The 17,271-nt window shown below is 63.2% G+C and carries 18 protein-coding genes; 16 read left to right on the top strand and 2 right to left on the bottom strand.

Going from position 1 to position 17,271, the window contains the following annotated elements; translation table 11 throughout:
- Positions 1–41: 41 nt before the first annotated feature.
- The 3 genes from EOA23_RS19820 to tsf all read left to right on the top strand — a co-directional run bounded on the left by EOA23_RS19820 (position 42) and on the right by tsf (position 2,651).
- Positions 42–653 carry a LysE family translocator gene (locus EOA23_RS19820; RefSeq protein WP_127305394.1) on the top strand — a complete coding sequence of 204 codons (612 nt, stop codon included), beginning with the start codon at positions 42–44 and terminating at the stop codon, positions 651–653.
- Between the two features lie 176 nt (positions 654–829).
- The gene (gene rpsB, locus EOA23_RS19815; RefSeq protein ID WP_042642561.1) at positions 830–1,609 is read left to right on the top strand and encodes a 30S ribosomal protein S2; all 780 of its coding nucleotides are present in this window, start codon (positions 830–832) and stop codon (positions 1,607–1,609) included.
- A gap of 121 nt (positions 1,610–1,730) precedes the next feature.
- Positions 1,731–2,651 (top strand): translation elongation factor Ts, encoded by a 921-nt coding sequence (gene tsf, locus EOA23_RS19810; protein WP_040987261.1) that lies wholly within the window; start codon positions 1,731–1,733, stop codon positions 2,649–2,651.
- Positions 2,652–2,705: 54 nt separating this feature from the next.
- Here the strand turns inward: tsf and EOA23_RS19805 are convergent, their stop codons facing one another.
- A complete protein-coding gene (locus EOA23_RS19805; protein ID WP_127305393.1) occupies positions 2,706–3,632 on the bottom strand; it encodes a LysR family transcriptional regulator in 927 nt (308 codons plus the stop codon).
- 116 nt (positions 3,633–3,748) lie between these two features.
- On the opposite strand from EOA23_RS19805, the gene EOA23_RS19800 reads away from it, so the two are divergent.
- The 13 genes from EOA23_RS19800 to lpxB all read left to right on the top strand — a co-directional run bounded on the left by EOA23_RS19800 (position 3,749) and on the right by lpxB (position 16,895).
- Positions 3,749–4,276, top strand: coding sequence for a nuclear transport factor 2 family protein (locus tag EOA23_RS19800; protein ID WP_127305392.1), 528 nt, complete (start codon positions 3,749–3,751; stop codon positions 4,274–4,276).
- A 35-nt stretch (positions 4,277–4,311) separates the two neighbouring features.
- Positions 4,312–5,421, top strand: coding sequence for an aldo/keto reductase (locus EOA23_RS19795; RefSeq protein WP_127305391.1), 1,110 nt, complete (start codon positions 4,312–4,314; stop codon positions 5,419–5,421).
- 185 nt (positions 5,422–5,606) lie between these two features.
- Complete coding sequence (pyrH, locus tag EOA23_RS19790) at positions 5,607–6,329, top strand: UMP kinase (RefSeq protein ID WP_042642552.1); 723 nt, start codon at positions 5,607–5,609, stop codon at positions 6,327–6,329.
- A 90-nt stretch (positions 6,330–6,419) separates the two neighbouring features.
- Positions 6,420–6,974 carry a ribosome recycling factor gene (gene frr, locus EOA23_RS19785; protein ID WP_082037291.1) on the top strand — a complete coding sequence of 185 codons (555 nt, stop codon included), beginning with the start codon at positions 6,420–6,422 and terminating at the stop codon, positions 6,972–6,974.
- Between the two features lie 29 nt (positions 6,975–7,003).
- Entirely contained in the window at positions 7,004–7,723 is a 720-nt protein-coding gene (locus tag EOA23_RS19780; protein ID WP_127305390.1) for an isoprenyl transferase, read from the top strand.
- A gap of 12 nt (positions 7,724–7,735) precedes the next feature.
- The gene (locus EOA23_RS19775) at positions 7,736–8,551 is read left to right on the top strand and encodes a phosphatidate cytidylyltransferase (protein WP_127305389.1); all 816 of its coding nucleotides are present in this window, start codon (positions 7,736–7,738) and stop codon (positions 8,549–8,551) included.
- A 106-nt stretch (positions 8,552–8,657) separates the two neighbouring features.
- The gene (gene rseP / locus EOA23_RS19770; protein WP_127305388.1) at positions 8,658–9,800 is read left to right on the top strand and encodes an RIP metalloprotease RseP; all 1,143 of its coding nucleotides are present in this window, start codon (positions 8,658–8,660) and stop codon (positions 9,798–9,800) included.
- Between the two features lie 218 nt (positions 9,801–10,018).
- A complete protein-coding gene (gene bamA, locus EOA23_RS19765) occupies positions 10,019–12,376 on the top strand; it encodes an outer membrane protein assembly factor BamA (protein ID WP_127305387.1) in 2,358 nt (785 codons plus the stop codon).
- A gap of 78 nt (positions 12,377–12,454) precedes the next feature.
- Positions 12,455–13,510, top strand: a complete 1,056-nt coding sequence (gene lpxD, locus EOA23_RS19760; protein ID WP_042642540.1) for a UDP-3-O-(3-hydroxymyristoyl)glucosamine N-acyltransferase — start codon at positions 12,455–12,457, stop codon at positions 13,508–13,510.
- The gene (fabZ, locus tag EOA23_RS19755; protein WP_095818698.1) at positions 13,503–13,964 is read left to right on the top strand and encodes a 3-hydroxyacyl-ACP dehydratase FabZ; all 462 of its coding nucleotides are present in this window, start codon (positions 13,503–13,505) and stop codon (positions 13,962–13,964) included. Before lpxD ends, fabZ begins: the two co-directional genes overlap by 8 nt.
- 15 nt (positions 13,965–13,979) lie before the next feature.
- Complete coding sequence (gene lpxA / locus EOA23_RS19750; RefSeq protein WP_127305386.1) at positions 13,980–14,819, top strand: acyl-ACP--UDP-N-acetylglucosamine O-acyltransferase; 840 nt, start codon at positions 13,980–13,982, stop codon at positions 14,817–14,819.
- The gene (lpxI, locus tag EOA23_RS19745; protein ID WP_127305385.1) at positions 14,806–15,714 is read left to right on the top strand and encodes a UDP-2,3-diacylglucosamine diphosphatase LpxI; all 909 of its coding nucleotides are present in this window, start codon (positions 14,806–14,808) and stop codon (positions 15,712–15,714) included. Before lpxA ends, lpxI begins: the two co-directional genes overlap by 14 nt.
- Positions 15,714–16,895 (top strand): lipid-A-disaccharide synthase, encoded by a 1,182-nt coding sequence (lpxB, locus tag EOA23_RS19740; protein WP_127305384.1) that lies wholly within the window; start codon positions 15,714–15,716, stop codon positions 16,893–16,895. The genes lpxI and lpxB overlap by 1 nt, the downstream gene beginning before the upstream one ends.
- Before the next feature lie 71 nt (positions 16,896–16,966).
- Here the strand turns inward: lpxB and EOA23_RS19735 are convergent.
- Positions 16,967–17,271 (bottom strand): citrate/2-methylcitrate synthase (locus EOA23_RS19735; protein ID WP_281058758.1); only part of this gene is annotated, 305 nt, incomplete at its 5' end.

The raw sequence follows: 17,271 nt of genomic DNA, 5'->3' as shown, positions 1-17,271 counted from the left end.
GTCTTCCGCCGTGTGCGAGTGCCGAATGGGAAGGTGAGACGATGACGGTGACGGCGTTCCTGGCATATTGCGTCGCAATCACATTGGCAGCCGCCACGCCTGGGCCGGCGATGTTCGCGGTCATCACCAACGGTTTGTCGCGCGGCTTCGGCCGGGCGTTCATCACCGGCGTGGGCGTCGCCGCGGGCGACGCCCTGCTGGTCACCCTGGCGCTGCTCGGACTGGTGGCCATTGCCCAGACCTTCGAATGGATTTTTCTTTTGCTGAAATACGCGGGCGCCGCTTACCTCGTCTTTCTCGGGATGAGGATGTGGCGAGCCGCCGCCAAACAAAAGGACGAATCTCCTCAGTCGCAGGCGCGGCTGTCGCGGTCCTTCGTTCTCGGCGCTTCCATTGCGCTCGGCAATCCGAAGGCGATCCTGTTCCACGCCTCCATCATGCCACTGATCCTGAACCTCGATACCATGACCTTCGCCGATGGCCTGCTGGTGGTGCTCGTCGTGATCAGCGTCAATGTCATCACCATGGGCATCTACGCCGCGATGGCCGGCCGGGCAGCCGGCTGGTTCAACACCCCGAGGCGCATGCGCCTGATGAACAGGTTCGCCGGCGGCGCGATGATCGGCACCGGTGCGCTGATTGCCGCACGTTGAGCCGCGCAGCGACGCACGGCTTGCGTTTAAGGGACTTCCCCTCTATATGCGCGCTCATTCCACACACGGACTTTGGTGTCTGCCCGGGAGAAATCCGGCTGAAACCTCCGGTGGCATCAGGACATCCCGTCCGAAATGCCTGTGTCCGTGGAGGCCAACCGGAAAGGAACTAAATAATGGCTCTGCCAGATTTCAGCATGCGCCAGCTTTTGGAAGCTGGTGTTCACTTCGGCCACCAGACCCATCGCTGGAACCCGAAGATGGCGCCTTACATCTATGGCGCCCGCAACAACATCCACATCATCGACCTGTCGCAGACGGTGCCGCTGCTGCACCAGGCCTTGAAGCAGGTGTCCGACACCGTCGCCAAGGGCGGCCGCGTGCTGTTCGTCGGCACTAAGCGCCAGGCCTCCGACATCGTCGCCGACGCCGCGCAACGCTCGGCTCAGTACTATGTCAACTCGCGCTGGCTGGGCGGCATGCTCACCAACTGGAAGACGATCTCGAACTCCATCCAGCGCCTGCGCAAGCTCGACGAGACGCTGGCCGGCGAGGCCCAGGGCCTCACCAAGAAGGAGCGCCTGAACCTCGATCGCGAGCGCGAGAAGCTCAACAAGGCTCTCGGCGGCATCAAGGACATGGGCTCGACGCCGGACCTGATGTTCGTCATCGACACCAACAAGGAAGCGATCGCCATCCTCGAGGCCAAGCGCCTCGGCATTCCGGTCGTGGCCATCATCGATTCGAACTGCGACCCGGACAAGATCGACTTCCCGATCCCCGGCAATGACGACGCGGCCCGCGCCATCCAGCTCTATTGCGACCTGATCGCCAAGGCCGCCATCGACGGCATCGCCCGCCAGCAAGGCGCGCTCGGCGTCGACATCGGCGCTTCGGCCGAGGCTCCGGTCGAGCCGGCGCTCGACGCTCCGGCCAGCGAAGCCCCGGAAGCTTGATATCGAAGGCCGGAACCCGGCCTTCATCTTTCCAATAAGTTGGCGCGCTAAAGCGCTTTTGCCGAGCGCATCACCCGAGTCCCGGTTGGTGCGTCGGCGCATTTGAAACAAAGAGGCGACAATGACGATTTCGGCTGCACAGGTCAAAGAACTCCGCGACTTGACCGGCGCGGGCATGATGGACTGCAAGGCGGCGTTGAACGAGACCAACGGCGACATGGAAGCGGCCGTCGACTGGCTGCGCAAGAAGGGTATCTCGAAGGCCGACAAGAAGGCCGGCCGCACCGCCGCCGAGGGCCTGATCGGCGTCGATGCCGGCGTGCGTGAAGCCGCCGTCGTCGAGGTCAATTCCGAGACCGACTTCGTCGCCCGCAATGCGGCCTTCCAGGAGATCGTGGCCAACGTGGCCAAGGTCGCGCTCGCGTACGGCACGACGGAGGCGGTCGCCGCCGCGAAGTATCCGGGCTCCGACAAGTCGGTCACCGACACCATCAAGGACGCTGTCGGCACCATCGGCGAGAACATGGGTTTCCGCCGTTCGGCCAAGCTCACCGTACCGCATGGCGTGGTGGCGACCTATGTCCACAACGCGGTTGCCGACGGTCTCGGCAAGCTCGGCGTGCTGGTGGCCATCGAGACCACCGGCAACGAGCATGCCGCCAACGCTTTTGCCCGCCAGGTCGCGATGCATGTCGCCGCCAGCAACCCGGTCGCGCTGACCGCCGAGGAAGTCGACCCGGCGCTCGTCGAGCGCGAGAAGGCGATCTTCTCCGATCAGGCGCGCCAGTCGGGCAAGCCGGAAGCCATCATCGAGAAGATGGTCGAGGGCCGCCTGCGCAAGTTCTATGAAGAGGTCGTGCTTTTGAAGCAGGCTTTCGTGCTCAATCCCGACATCACCGTCGAGAAGGCGCTGAAGGATGCCGAGAAGGAGATCGGCGCTCCGGCGAAGATCACCGCCTATCTGCGTTACGCGCTGGGCGAGGGCATCGAGAAGGAAACGACCGATTTCGCGGCGGAGGTCGCGGCAGCGGTCAAGAAATAGCTCCGATCCAAGGGGAGCGCATCGCGTTTCCCTTAAGGTGAAGAGCTCACGAGCTCAGGCAACTCGGCCGGGTGTCCGCATGGATGCTCGGCCGATTTCTTGTGCGGTGTCGATAAAGGCCCTGAGCTTCGGCGCCATCGACGCGCGGCGCGGAAAATAGAGGAAGAGGCCGGGCTCCTCGATCGCCGTCTGCGGCAGGATTTGGACGAGGCGGCCGGCGGCAAGGTCTGCGCGCACCAGCGGCTCGAAAACGTAGGCAAGCCCGACGCCGGCCAGCGCCAGATCGATGGCGCCAAGCGAATCCGTGACAGTGGCCGTGCCGCGTGTCTCGACAACGACATCCTTGCCGTTGTCATTCAGATCCCAGCGGTAAAGCGCGCCGGACCGAACCAGCCGGTAGCCAATGCAGTTATGGTTGGCGAGATCGGCCACGTCGCGCGGTCGGCCGTGCTTTCCGACATAGGCGGGAGAGGCGACGATCACGGCTTTGAACGGCGGCGTCATCCGGACAGTGACCATGTCCTGGGCGATCATCTCGCCCAGCCGGATACCGGCATCAAAACCTTCGCCGACGATATCGATAAGTCCCTGGTCGGCAACGATCTCGACCGTCACATCGGGGTAGCGTTCGGCCATCGCCGCGACCACCGGCGTCACCGCCAGGGGGATCGCTATGTTGGAGGCATTGATCCTGAGCAGGCCGGCCGGCCTTCCCTTCACGCCGCGGATGCGATCCATCCGCTCGGCAATGTCCTGGAGGGCAGGGGCCGCCGTCTCCACCAGCGCCTTGCCGGCCTCGGTCAACGAGACGCTGCGCGTCGTGCGGGCGAAGAGCGGCTGGCCGACGCGCTCTTCCACGAGCCGCACCGCATGGCTCACGGCGGATGGACTCATGCCGAGCTCAGCCGCGGCAAGCGCGAAACCGCCGCGCCGCGCCACGGCGACGATGACCGGCAAATGTGTGAGCAGATCGCGATCCATTCATGAATGATATCGCATAGTCTTTGCGAACAATGCAATCTTATCGATGCTCTCAAGCCAGCCCATATTGGGCATCAACACATCGGCGGCGGGCTGATGCTTCAAGGAGAGACGAAATGAATGCGTTGAGACATGCAACCTTTGCGGCGGGCATGGCATTGGCCCCGGTCGATGCCGGCGGCGCGGAGGCGACCGGTTGGCAGGCGCTTGCCGACGAGCGCGCGGTGATCCGTATCGCCGACGCCATCGACCGCGCGGTGGATGCGCAGGACTGGAAGCTGGCGCGCAGCTATTTCGCCGAGCGTGTCACCGCCGATTTCAGCAGCCTCTCCGGCCAGCCCGCGGCCAACATCGCCTCCGACGACCTGATCGGCGCCTGGGCGGGCAATCTCAAGGGCAGCAAGACCAGCCTGCATCTGCGCACCAACCATCAGGTCGTGCTCGAAGCCGATGCCGCGACCGTTCATTCCAACGGCTATGCCTGGAACCGGATGGAAGGCAATGGCGACCCGCTCTGGGAGGTCTGGGGCACGTATGAGCATCATTTGGCCCGATCGGCTGCCGGCTGGAAGGTCGACGGCTTCACCTTCCGCATGACGCATGAGCGCGGCAATCCCTGGGTCAAGGCGACTCCTGGGCAGTGACCGGCAGCACATCAGTTCAGCATCGGAAGACCACCATGACCATGACCTATTACACGCTTGGCAACAGCGGCCTGCGCGTCAGCCGGCTGGCGCTCGGCACCATGACCTTCGGAACGGAATGGGGCTGGGGCGCGGACCGGGACACCGCGCGCGCGATGTTCGACGCCTATGTCGAAGCGGGCGGCAACTTCTTCGACACGGCCGATCTCTATACCGGCGGCACAGCCGAGACCTGGCTCGGCGAGTTCGTCGCCGAGCGCGGCTTGCGCGACAAGGCGGTGATCGCCACCAAATTCACCTTCAACTCGGAATCGGGCAATCCCAATGCCGGCGGCAATGGCCGCAAGAACATCATGCGGGCGGTGGACGCCTCGTTGAAGCGGCTCGGCACCGACTATATCGATCTCTACCTGCTGCATGTCTGGGACCGGATCACCCCGGCAGAGGAGGTGCTGCGCACGCTGGACGATCTGGTGCGCGCCGGCAAGGTGCGCCATGTCGGCCTCTCCGACGTGCCGGCGTGGTATGCCGGCCGCGCCCAGGCGATCGCCGAACTGCGCGGCTATGAGCCGGTTTCGGCGCTGCAGCTCGAATATTCGCTCGCCGAGCGCGCCATCGAACATGAATATGTGCCTTTCGCCACCCGTCATGGCGCCGGCATCATGGTGTGGAGCCCTTTGGCCAGCGGCCTGCTCAGCGGCAAATACAGGCCGACGCGAGCCGGGAATGCCGGCCGGCTCGACGGCTTCCGCAACACCACACATCCCGGCTTCCAGAAGTTCAGCGACCGCAACTGGGCGATCGTGGCGGAGCTCGAGAAGGTGGCGGCCGAGCTTGGCCGCAGCATGGCGCAGGTCGCGCTCAACTGGGTGGCGACCCAGCCAGGCATCGCCTCCGTCATCCTTGGAGCGACGAGGCTCGAGCAGCTCGAGGACAATCTTGGCGCGCTCGATTTTTCTATACCCGCCGAGCTTCGCAAGCGGCTGGAAGAGGTCAGCGCCACGCCAGCACCGTTTCCGCATTCGTATTTCGGCTCCGAGATCCAGGTGCGGGTGACCGGTGGCGCGGTGACTGGCGACAAGCCGGCAGGCTATTGCCATCCCGTCGTCATCGAAGGCGAAGCGGTCAGCATCTCAAGCGACTGATTGAAAAAGGGCAACTGTTCGAAAGGCGGCAACTGACCGAAAAAGCCTGGAATTTTGCACGAGGGCGCGGCGTGACATCGCCGCGCCCTTCGTGTATCGGGTCAACCCGTCATGACAGCATCGCCGGATGAAGCGGGGGCGGTTTTGCCTCCAAAATTGCCGCGCCGAGATTTGCGAGGATCAAGATGACGGATAAGCCCCTCTATCGACGTGTCGTGCTGAAAGCTTCCGGCGAAGCGTTGATGGGCGAGCAGCATTTCGGCATCGACGTCTCGGTGGTCGACCGCATCGCCGCCGACATCGCCGAGGCGCGCGCGCTGGGCGTGGAAGTGGGCGTCGTCATCGGCGGCGGCAACATCTTCCGCGGCGTCGCCGTCGCCTCGAAGGGCGGCGACCGCGTCACCGGCGATCACATGGGCATGCTCGCCACCGTCATCAACTCGCTGGCGCTGCGCACCTCGCTGAACAAGATCGGCGTTGACGCCGTCGTGCTGTCGGCGATCGCCATGCCCGAGCTCTGCGAGAGCTTTTCCCAGCGCCAGGCGACCGCCTATATGAATCAGGGCAAGGTGGTCATCTTCGCCGGCGGCACCGGCAATCCGTTCTTCACCACCGATTCGGCCGCGGCGCTTCGCGCCGCCGAGATCGGCGCCGATGCGCTGTTCAAGGGCACGCAGGTCGACGGGGTCTATTCGGCAGATCCCAAGAAAGATCCGAACGCTGTCCGCTTCGACCGCATCAGCCACGCCGAAGTCATCAAACGCGGGCTTGCGATCATGGATACCGCCGCGATTGCACTTGCGCGCGAAAACAACATTCCGATAATCGTCTATTCGATCCACGAAAAAGGTGGTTTCGGCGATATTCTAAGGGGCGGCGGCCATTGCACGGTCGTCACGGACAAGTAACAGGCGCCGGGATCGGTCAAACGACCTCGGAACCGCCGACCGAATAGCCATAGAAGCAGTGAACCCGGCGAACGGGTCGAGGAGATGATCATGAGTGGCGAGTACGAAGACCTGAAGCGACGCATGGACGGGGCGATCGCCGCATTCAAGCACGATCTGGCTTCGCTGCGCACCGGCCGGGCCTCCAGCAACCTGCTCGACGCCGTGCAGGTGCAGGCCTACGGCACCGCGATGCCGATCAACCAGGTCGCCAACGTTTCGGTGCCGGAGCCGCGCATGATTTCGGTGTCGGTCTGGGACAAGTCGATGGTCAGCGCGGTGGACCGCGCCATCCGCGAGGCCAATCTGGGCTTCAACCCGATCGTCGACGGCACCACGCTCCGGATTCCGCTGCCCGAGCTCAACGAGCAGCGCCGCAAGGAGCTGGTCAAGATTTCGCACGGTTACGCCGAGAATGCGCGCGTCGCGGTTCGCCATGTTCGCCGCGACGGCATGGACTTCCTCAAGAAGGCCGAGAAGGATGGCACCATCAGCGAGGACGATCAGCGCAAGCGCTCCGACCAGGTGCAGAAGCTGACCGACGAGATGATCAGCACGATCGATCACCTGCTTTCCGATAAGGAAGCTGAAATCATGCAGGTTTAGGGTCGGGTTTCCGGCTCGAAAGCGAGATTATGGCAACGCCCGCGCATGTCGCGATCATCATGGATGGAAACGGACGCTGGGCCAAGGCGCGCGGTCTGCCGCGCCTTGCCGGCCACCGGGCGGGCGTAGAGGCGCTGCGCAAGACGGTGCGCGCAGCGCCCGATCTCGGCATCTCCTACCTGACCGTCTACGCCTTTTCCTCGGAGAATTGGTCTCGGCCGAAATCCGAGGTTAGCGACCTCATGGGTTTGTTGAAGCTGTTCATCCGCCGCGACCTTGCCGAACTGCATCAGAACGGCGTGCGGGTGAGGATAATTGGCGACAAGCAAGGGCTGCAGCCCGACATCAGGGGCCTGCTGCAGGAGGCCGAATCGCTGACCGCCGGCAACGAGGCGCTGACGCTGGTCATCGCCTTCAACTATGGTGGCCGCGACGAGATCGTGCGCACCGCCCGCAAGCTGGCGGATGCCGTCGCGCGCGGCGACATGGCGAGCGACGCGATCACGGCGGAGAGCTTTGCCGCTTCGCTCGACACACAGGGCATTCCCGACCCCGAGCTGGTGATCCGGACCAGCGGCGAGCTCAGGCTGTCGAATTTTCTCCTGTGGCAGGCGGCCTATAGCGAGCTTGTCTTCCTGCCTTGCTATTGGCCGGATTTCAGCCGCGAACACCTGGCCGATGCCTTGCGCGACTTTGCCGGCCGCGAACGGCGCTTCGGCGGGCTCGCCGCCCGCGACGTCGCGCTTTAGGCGGCGCCACGCATGAGCAACCTCCAGCAGCGCGTCATCTCGGCAATCGTGATGGCGGCGCTGACGCTCGCGCTCACCTGGCTCGGCGGATTGCCGTTCCGGCTGTTCTGTGGGGCAATCGCGGCGTTGATCTTCTATGAATGGACGCGCATGGCGCGCGCCGGCAACGGCGCGGCGCTCGGCTTCCTGCCGGAAGCACTGATTGTGATCTTCATCGGCGCGCTGGTTGCCGGCGTGCCGGCCTTGTGGCTGCTTTTGCTGATCGCGATCCTTGTGGCGGTCGCGGCCATCGCAGCCCGGATCAGGGGGGCTGAGCAGTGGGAAGCCTCCGGGGTGGCCTATGCGGCGCTATCCGGCTTCTCGCTCGCCTATCTGCGTGACAACAACCATTCCGGGCTGATAGCGATTCTGTTCCTGTTCGCTGTGGTCTGGGCGACTGACATCGCGGCCTATTTCGTCGGCCGCGCTATAGGCGGCCCGAAACTTGCGCCGTCGATCTCGCCCGGCAAGACACGGAGCGGCGCGGTTGGGGGCGCGGTCGGCGGCCTTGCCGCCGGGCTACTGCTGGCAATTGCAGCCGGCGCCGGCAATCTCGCCCAGCTCGGCCTCGCCGCGCTGGCGCTGTCGATCGTTTCGCAGATCGGCGACCTGTTCGAATCCTGGGTCAAGCGCCGGCATGGCGCCAAGGATTCCAGCAACCTCATTCCCGGCCATGGCGGCGTCATGGACAGGGTCGATGGGCTTGTCGCGGCCGCGCTGGCGCTGTACGTGATTGGTTGGGTCGCGGCGGGCGCCGAGCATCCGGCACTGGGGCTGTTTCCGAACTGAACGACGCTAATGGTCAAGGCGAAAAACGGCGCGCGCCACGGTTTCGCCCGGATTGATGCCACAGTCGCGGCGGAATGTCGTGTGCGGGCGAATTTGAGGGCATGAGTTGAACGACATTTTTCACGCGGTCTTCAGCACGCAAGGCTTCGTCCTTGGCACGCTCGTGCCGTTTCTGTTCGTGCTGACCGTGGTCGTGTTCGTCCACGAGATGGGCCACTATCTCATCGGCCGCTGGTGCGGCATCGGCGTGAAGGCCTTTTCCATCGGTTTCGGCCCCGAGCTCGTCGGCTTTAACGATCGCCGCGGGACGCGGTGGAAGCTTTGCGCCATTCCGCTTGGCGGCTACGTCAAATTCGTCGGCGACATGAATGCGACGTCGAGCCAGCCGAGCGCCGAGGAGATCGAATCACTGACCGACGCCGAGCGCGAGGTCGCCTTCCACACGCAGCCTATCTGGAAGCGCGCCGCGACCGTCGTTGCGGGACCGCTGTTCAATTTCCTGCTGACGATCGCCGTGTTTGCGGTGCTGTTTTCCCTCTATGGCCGCCCGGTTCTGGAACCTACGGTGGCCCAGGTCACCGCGGGCAGTCCAGCTGAGAAAGCCGGAATCCAGCCTGGCGACCGATTCGTCAAAGTCGACGGCAGCAAGGTGGAGACCTTCGCCGATGTGCAGCGCCTGGTTTCAGGCCGGGCAGGCGATGCGATCACCTTCACCATGCTACGCGACGGCAAGGAAATCGCCGTCACGGCGACACCGGAGCCGATGGAGCAGCAGGATGCGCTGGGCAACAAGGTCAAGGTCGCGGTTATCGGCGTCGTCAACAATGCCGAGCTCGGCCAGCCACGCCTGATCTCCTATACGCCGGCCGGCGCCGTGGTAGCGGCGGTCGAGGAAACCGGACATGTGATCGAGCGCACCGGGCAGTTCCTGCAGCGCTTTGCGCTTGGACGCGAGGACAAGTGCCAGTTGGGTGGCCCGATCAAGATCGCGAAGATGTCGGGCCAGGCAGCCAAGCTCGGCTTCGAGTGGCTGGTGCAGCTTGTTGCATTTCTGTCAGTCGGAATAGGATTTCTCAATCTCCTGCCGATTCCCCCTCTCGACGGCGGCCACCTGTTGTTCTACGGCGTGGAGGCCGTCATAAGGCGACCTGTTTCGGAGCGAATGATGGAGATGGCCTATCGAACCGGGCTGTTCCTGGTGCTCGGTTTCATGGGCTTCGTTTTTTGGAATGATCTGTTTGGGTGCTGAAATCATGAAGAAATTTGGCTTCAGCGCCGGTCATATTGAGATGCCGTTTACCATGCGTGGGGATATGCGTGACGCGAAAGCCACGCGGTACGGTTAAGTAAATACAAATTAACCGGGAGCCTTGCGTGTAGGGAAAATCCGGTTAATACGGTAAGGGAAAATACCGCACGTCCGGTTTTCTCGCCGTGGGGACTACGAGAAAAAGGTACAAAAGCCCGATGAAGGCAGCATCCAAGTTTCTGAGCGCCGCTTCCGCGGCGGCTTTGTCCGCCGCTCTGGTCGTGCCAGGCGCGCTCGCAGTGCAGTTCGCAGCCACCTCGGTGGCCGAGGCCGCGGTCGTTTCGCGCGTCGAGGTCAGCGGCAACCAGCGCGTCGATGCCGAGACCATCCGCAATTACATTACGATCAAGCCGGGCAAGCCTTTCTCCAGCTCCGATATCGACGACGCCGTCAAGGCGCTGTTCGGAACCGGCCTGTTCTCGGACGTTCAGATCAACCAGGTCGGTTCGAGCCTGGTGGTCAAGGTTTCCGAATACAAGGTCGTCAACCAGGTCCTGTTCCAGGGCAACAAGAAGATCAAGGACAACGCGCTTCAGATGGGTATCCAGCTGAAGCCGCGGGCGACCTTCTCGCAGCAAACGCTCGATGCCGATGTCGAGGCGATCAAGTCGGCATACAAGCGCATTGGCCGCGATGACGCCGCCGTGACCACGCAGATCATGGATCTCGGCGACAACCGCGTGAACGTGGTCTTCAACATCAACGAAGGCGGCCGCACCCAGATCGCGGCGATCAATTTCGTCGGCAATCACGCCTATTCCAGTCGCCGCCTGTCCGATGTCATCAATACCAAGCGTTCGTCCTGGCTGTCCTTCGTGCTGCGCGACGACGTCTATGACGAGGACAAGCTGCGCGCCGACCAGGAGCTGCTGCGCCGCTTCTACTACAATCATGGCTATGCCGACTTCCAGGTCGTCTCGGCCGTCGGCGAGCTTGACGACGCCACCAACAAATACACGGTCACCATCACCGTTCAGGAAGGCGACCGCTACACGTTCGGCGACGTCAGCGTGGAAAGCTCCATTCCGGAGGTCGACTCGAAGGCGCTGGAATCGGCCGTCGAAACCCACAAGGGCGATGTCTACAACGCCAAGGACGTCGAGGATTCGATCGTCGCCTTGACCGAGAAGGTCGCGGGCTCGGGTTACGCCTTCGCCCAGGTGACGCCGCGCGGCGACCGCAATTTCGAGAACCACACCATTTCGGTCGTCTACACCATCGACCAGGGCACCAAGGCCTATATCGAGCGCATCGAAATCCGCGGCAACGACCGCACGCGCGACTATGTCATTCGTCGCGAATTCGACGTCAGCGAGGGCGACGCCTTCAACCAGGTCCTCATCCAGCGCGCGAAGAAGCGGTTGGAAGGCCTTGATTACTTCCAGTCCGTCGACATCTCGACGGTTCCGGGCTCGGCACCCGACCAGGTTGTGCTGGTGGTCACCGTGGTTGAGAAGTCGACCGGCGAATTCTCGGTCGGTGCTGGTTATTCGACCGGTGGCGACACGCCCGGCCCATCGATCGAGGGCTCGATCACGGAGCGCAACTTCCTAGGCCGTGGCCAGTACATCAAGCTGTCGGCCGGCGGCGGCAAGAATTCGCGCGACTTCGCTCTGTCCTTCACCGAGCCCTACTTCCTTGGCCGGCGCATCGCGGCGGGTTTCGATATCTACAAATCGACCCGCAACTATGATCACTACGATACGGACACCACCGGCGCGAGCGTTCGCTTCGGCCTGCCGATTACCGACAGCATTTCGACGCAGCTGGCGTACAATATCTCGCAGGAAAAATACGAGTACGACAACTGCGATAGCAACGGCGACGGTATTGAAGGCGACTGCAACCTTTCACAGGCCATCAAAGACGCCATCGATGAGGGTTCATGGCTGAAGTCCTCGGTCAGCTTGGGTCTTACCTACAACACGATCGACGACATGAAGAACCCGCATGAGGGTCTCTTCGTCACTGGCGCGACCGAGTTCGCCGGTCTTGGCGGCGATGCCAAATGGGTGAAGGTGACCGGCCGGGCAAGCGTCTATCAGACATTGTCGGAGCAGCTTGACCTTGTCGGCCTCGTATCGGGCGGCGCCGGCTACATTGCAGGCTATGGTGACAATGGCCTGCGCATCTTCGACCAGTTCCAGAGCAACGATCGCATGATACGCGGCTTTGAATATGGCGGCATCGGCCCGGTTGACCCAGCTACGGGTGATCACCTTGGTGGCACCACCTATTTCAATGCTTCGGCGGAAGCCCAGTTCCCGCTGCCGGTCATTCCGGAGAGCTTTGGCCTGCGCGGTGCCGTATTTGCCGACGCCGCGACCCTTTACGGAACGAAGATTACATCGGTTGCGCAGGAATCGACCGACATGAAGCTCCGCGCCTCGGTGGGTGTCGGCCTGATGTGGGCTTCGCCGTTCGGCCCGATCCGCATCGACTACGCGATTCCGGTCAAGAAAGAATCGACCGACAATGTGCAGGAATTCAACTTCGGCATAGCGACCCGCTTCTAATTTAGCGGTTGCGTTGTTTCCGGGCCGCGTGACGGCCCGGACTAGACTGAGCCGACCCAGCTGGATATTGCTTCTGGAATGACCGATCCGGTGTTCTTCGCGCCTTCACGCCGGTATACGGCTGGCGAGGTCGCGAATCTGACCGGCGCCAGCCTGCTTGATGCCGCGCAGGCTGAAATTGCCATCGAAGGGCTGGCTCCCGCCAATGAGGGCGGTGACGGCGCGCTCGTCTTTGTCGACGGCAAGCGCAATTTCGCGCTGATGCAGTCGCTGAGGGCGGCCGCAGTCCTGTGCCCCGCCGATGTTGCCAGCAAGGCGCCGCCAGGGGTCGCGGTGCTTATGCATCCTCGTCCGCAACAGGCTTTCGCGATGGTCGGGCGCCTTTTGTTTCCGCATGCCGCAACTCCGGGGCCAATGACCGGAGAAACCGGCATCTCGGCGCATGCCTTTGTCGATCCGTCCGCCCATATCGAGGATGGGGCGATCGTCGAAGCGGGCGCCGTGATCGGTCCCGGCGTGTCCATCGGCAGCGGCACGGTCATTGCACCTCACGCGGTGGTCGGCCGTTCCTGCCAGATTGGTCGTGACGGCTTCATCGGCCCCGGCGCCAGCATCCAATATGCGCTTGTCGGCAATCGTGTCATCATCCATGGCGGCGCAAGGATCGGCCAGGACGGTTTCGGCTTTGTGGGCGGCGCCAAGGGGCCTGAACGCGTGCCGCAGATTGGCCGCGTCATCATCCAGGACGATGTCGAGATCGGCTCCAATTCGACCGTCGACCGCGGCGCGATGTCCGATACCATCATCGGCCAGGGCACCAAGATCGACAATCTGGTGCAGATCGCCCACAATGTTCGCATCGGCCGCAATTGCATTATAGCGGGCCTTTCGGGTATCTCCGGTTCCGTCGTCGTCGGCGACAACGTCACCATGGGTGGCGGTGTCGGCCTCGCCGATCATCTGACCATCGGGCCGGGAGCCAAGCTTGCTGCGAGAAGTGGATTCATGAACAACGTGCCGGCAGGCGAGATCTGGGGAGGCTATCCGGCACAGCCGATGGCGGAAGCCATGCGCGAGATAGCGATGCTGCGCAAGATGGCCAGGACGCGCAAGCAAGGCGACGGAAATGGCTGACATGGTGGCAACGACACTCGAGGCGGTCGATATCATGGGGCTGATGAAGCTCCTGCCGCATCGCTATCCGTTCCTGCTGATCGATCGCATTGTCGATATCGATGGCGATGAATCCGCTGTCGGCATCAAGAACGTGACCATCAACGAGCCGCATTTCCAAGGCCATTTCCCGCAGCAGCCGGTCATGCCCGGCGTGCTGATCATCGAGGCGATGGCCCAGACCGCCGGCGCGATCTGTATTCGCAGCCTCAACACGGAAAAGCCCTCGCTGGTTTATTTCATGACCATCGACAATGCGAAATTCCGCAAGCCGGTGGTTCCGGGAGACCAGCTCAGGATCCACGTCAAGAAGATCAAGAAACGCGGCAATCTGCTGAAATTCGCCTGCGAGGCGATGGTTGACGGGGCGAAAGCCGCCGAGGCCGAGGTTTCAGCCATGATGGTCACCGGCTGACGGTTCGAAATGCTCATGAAAGTCGAGACATTCATCCATCCTTCCTCGGTCGTCGAAGAAGGAGCCCGGCTCGGCAAAGGTGTCCGCATCGGACCCTTCTGCCATATCAGCGCCGATTCAATCATCGGCGACGGCGTCGAGCTGGTCAGCCATGTGTCGGTGATGGGCGCATCAACCATCGGAGCAGGAACAAAGGTCTATCCGATGGCGACGCTTGGCGCGCCGCCGCAGAACACCAAGCACAAGGGTGGGCGCACCACCCTGGTCGTCGGTGAGAACTGCACCATCCGTGAAGGCGTCACGATGCATGTCGGCACCGATTCCAGCCGCGGCGAGACGAGTGTCGGCGACAACGGCAATTTCCTTGCCTACGCCCACATCGCCCATGATTGCGTCGTCGGCAAGAACGCGACCTTCGCCAATGGCGCGACGCTCGGCGGCCATTGCGAGATAGGCGACAATGTCTATATCGGCGGGCTGACCGCCGTTCACCAGTTCGTGCGCATTGGCGACAACGCCTTCATCGGCGGCTGCTCGGCGGTTGTCGGCGATATCATTCCCTATGCGATCGCCGCCGGCAATCGCGCCAAGCTGCGCGGCCTGAACATCATCGGACTCAAGCGCTCCGGCCTGCCGCGCTCGGAAATCTACCTGCTGCGCAAGGTTTACCGGTCGATTTTCGACCGTTCCCGCAGCGTCGCGGAGAATATCGATCTCGCCAGGGCGGAATTCGGCTCCTCGTCTCCTGCCGCCACGAAGATGATCGACTTCATCGCCAGCGGCGGCAAGCGGCACTATGCGGTCCCGCCGCTGAAGGGTGGTGGCGACGATGACAGCGGCGATGACGAGGTCTGAGCGCGTCGCATCAGGGATCCAACTCGCGCCGGGCTCGAAGGTCGGCATCATTGCCGGCGGTGGCAGCCTGCCCGTCGAAGTCGCCGACGGCCTGGTGAAGCACGGTTTTGCGCCTTTCATCATCATCGCTGCCGGTGAGGTCGACCGCGAGGCCGACTTTGCGGCCTACGATCAGGAAAAACTTGCGCTGGAGGAGATCGGGCGGCTGTTTCCGTTGCTGAGGCGCCAGGGCATCACCCACCTCGTCCTTGCCGGCGAGATCAAACGCAGGCCGCGGTTGAGCAAGATAAGGCCGACATTTGGTCTGCTGGCGATAATTCCCTTAGTGGTCAGAGCCTTGCGGCGCGGCGATGATGGCCTGTTGAAGATGTTGACCCGAGCCCTCGAAACGCGAGGCGTCAAGGTCGTCGGCGCGCACGAGGTCGTTCCGGAACTGACGGCGGGCGAAGGCACATTGACGGCGACCGGACCAAACCAGTCCGACTGGCGTGACATCGAGGCCGCTCGCAAGGCGGCCAAGGCCATCGGCGCGCTCGATATCGGCCAGGCGGCGATTGCGATCGGAGGTCGCGCCGTGGCGCTGGAAGGCATCGAGGGCACAGCCGGTCTGCTCGACAGAATGCGGGATTTGCGCGGTCATGGCAGGCTGGCCGGCAAGGCGCGGGGCGTGCTGGTCAAATGCGCCAAGCCGGGTCAGGAATTGCGGGCCGACTTGCCCACCATTGGCCCGCAGACGGTCGACGCCGCTCATGCGGCAGGCCTTGCCGGCATAGCCGTCGAGGCCGGCCGTTCGCTTATCCTTGAAGGCCCGACCACGCTTGCTCGCGCGAACGCCTTTGGCCTTTTCATCGTCGGCCTGCCCGCGACGGAGCTGGCCAAACGGGGAGCCGGCTGATGGCCGCTGACAAGCCGATCAGGCTCGCGATCGTCGCCGGCGAGGAATCCGGCGATCTGCTCGGCGCCGACATCGTGCGGGCGCTCGAGCGTACGACCGGCCGCAAGGTTCAGCTTGTCGGCATCGGCGGCCGGCACCTGCAGCAATTGGGGCTGACGCCGCTGTTCGACGGCGGAGAGATCGCGCTGATGGGTTTCAGCGCGGTGCTGCGCGACCTGCCGCGGCTGATGCGCCGCATCAGCCAGACGGCGGCGACGATCGCGGCCGAGCGGCCTGATTGCCTCGTCACAATCGACAGTCCCGACTTTTCGCTGCGCGTGGCGAAGAAGGTCCGCGCAATGGCGCCGGCCATCCCGATCGTTCACTATGTCTGCCCGAGCGTATGGGCTTGGCGGCCGGGCAGGGCGGTGGCGATGAAGCCCTATGTAGATCACATTCTCTGCATCCTGCCGTTCGAGGTGAAGGCACTTGCCCGTCTCGGCGGACCACCGGGCACTTATGTCGGTCACCGGCTGACGCGGGATCCGGGCGTGCTTGGCGCCGCCAAGGCGCAGAGCCAGCCGCGCGACCTCTCCGACGACCGTGTCAAGACGTTGCTGGTGCTGCCTGGCTCGCGCCGCGGCGAGGTTCGCCGGCTGATGGAACCGTTCGGCAAGGCGATGTCGGCGCTGCGCCAACGCGGCCATCGCCTGCGCCTGCTGTTGCCGACAGTGCCGCACGTCACCGAGCTGGTGAAGGCTTCGGTCGCCAGTTGGGATGACAAGCCGGAAATCATCACCGAGCCGGAGCGCAAATGGCAGGCCTTCGGCAAGGCCGATGCGGCATTGATCGCGTCTGGAACGGTGTCGCTCGAGTTGGCGCTTGCAGGCGTTCCGATGGTTTCCTGCTACAGGCTGGACCCGATTGCGCGCCAGCTGCTGCAGCATATTGTGACGACTTGGTCGGCCCTGCTGCCCAACCTGATTTCCGACCGCACGCTGGTTCCGGAATTCTACGACCAGTATGTCCGGCCGGAAAACCTTGCCCGGCAACTTGAGGCCCTGTTTGCCGACACCGGCATGCGTGCCTGGCAAAAGGCGGGCTTTGCGGAGATCGCCAAGCGGATGGCGACCGAGCGGCCGAGCGGCGAGATCGCCGCGGAAGTGGTGATGGGGTGTATCAAGAGAGCGAATAGGGAGTAGCGAATAGCGAGTGGGCTATCGGTTTGCCTTCTTTCCCCTATTCGCTACTCGCTATCTCGCTATTCGCTCAATTACCTTTTCGCAATCGGCACGTAGTCGCGCTCTGTGGCGCCGGTGTAGAGCTGGCGCGGGCGGCCGATCTTCTGGTGCGGGTCCTCGATCATTTCCTTCCACTGCGCGATCCAGCCGACGGTGCGCGCGACCGCGAACAGAACGGTGAACATGGTTGTGGGGAAGCCGAGCGCCTTCAGCGTGATGCCGGAATAGAAGTCGACGTTCGGGTAGAGCTTCTTTTCGATGAAGTAAGCGTCGGTTAGCGCGATCTTCTCCAGTTCCATCGCGATGTCGAGCAGCGGATCGTCCTTGATGCCAAGCT

It is taken from the genome of Mesorhizobium sp. M2A.F.Ca.ET.042.01.1.1, from assembly GCF_003997405.1.
Lineage (GTDB): Bacteria > Pseudomonadota > Alphaproteobacteria > Rhizobiales > Rhizobiaceae > Mesorhizobium.
Note: the sequence above shows the minus strand (reverse complement) of the source record. Positions and strands in the feature narration are given on the sequence as shown.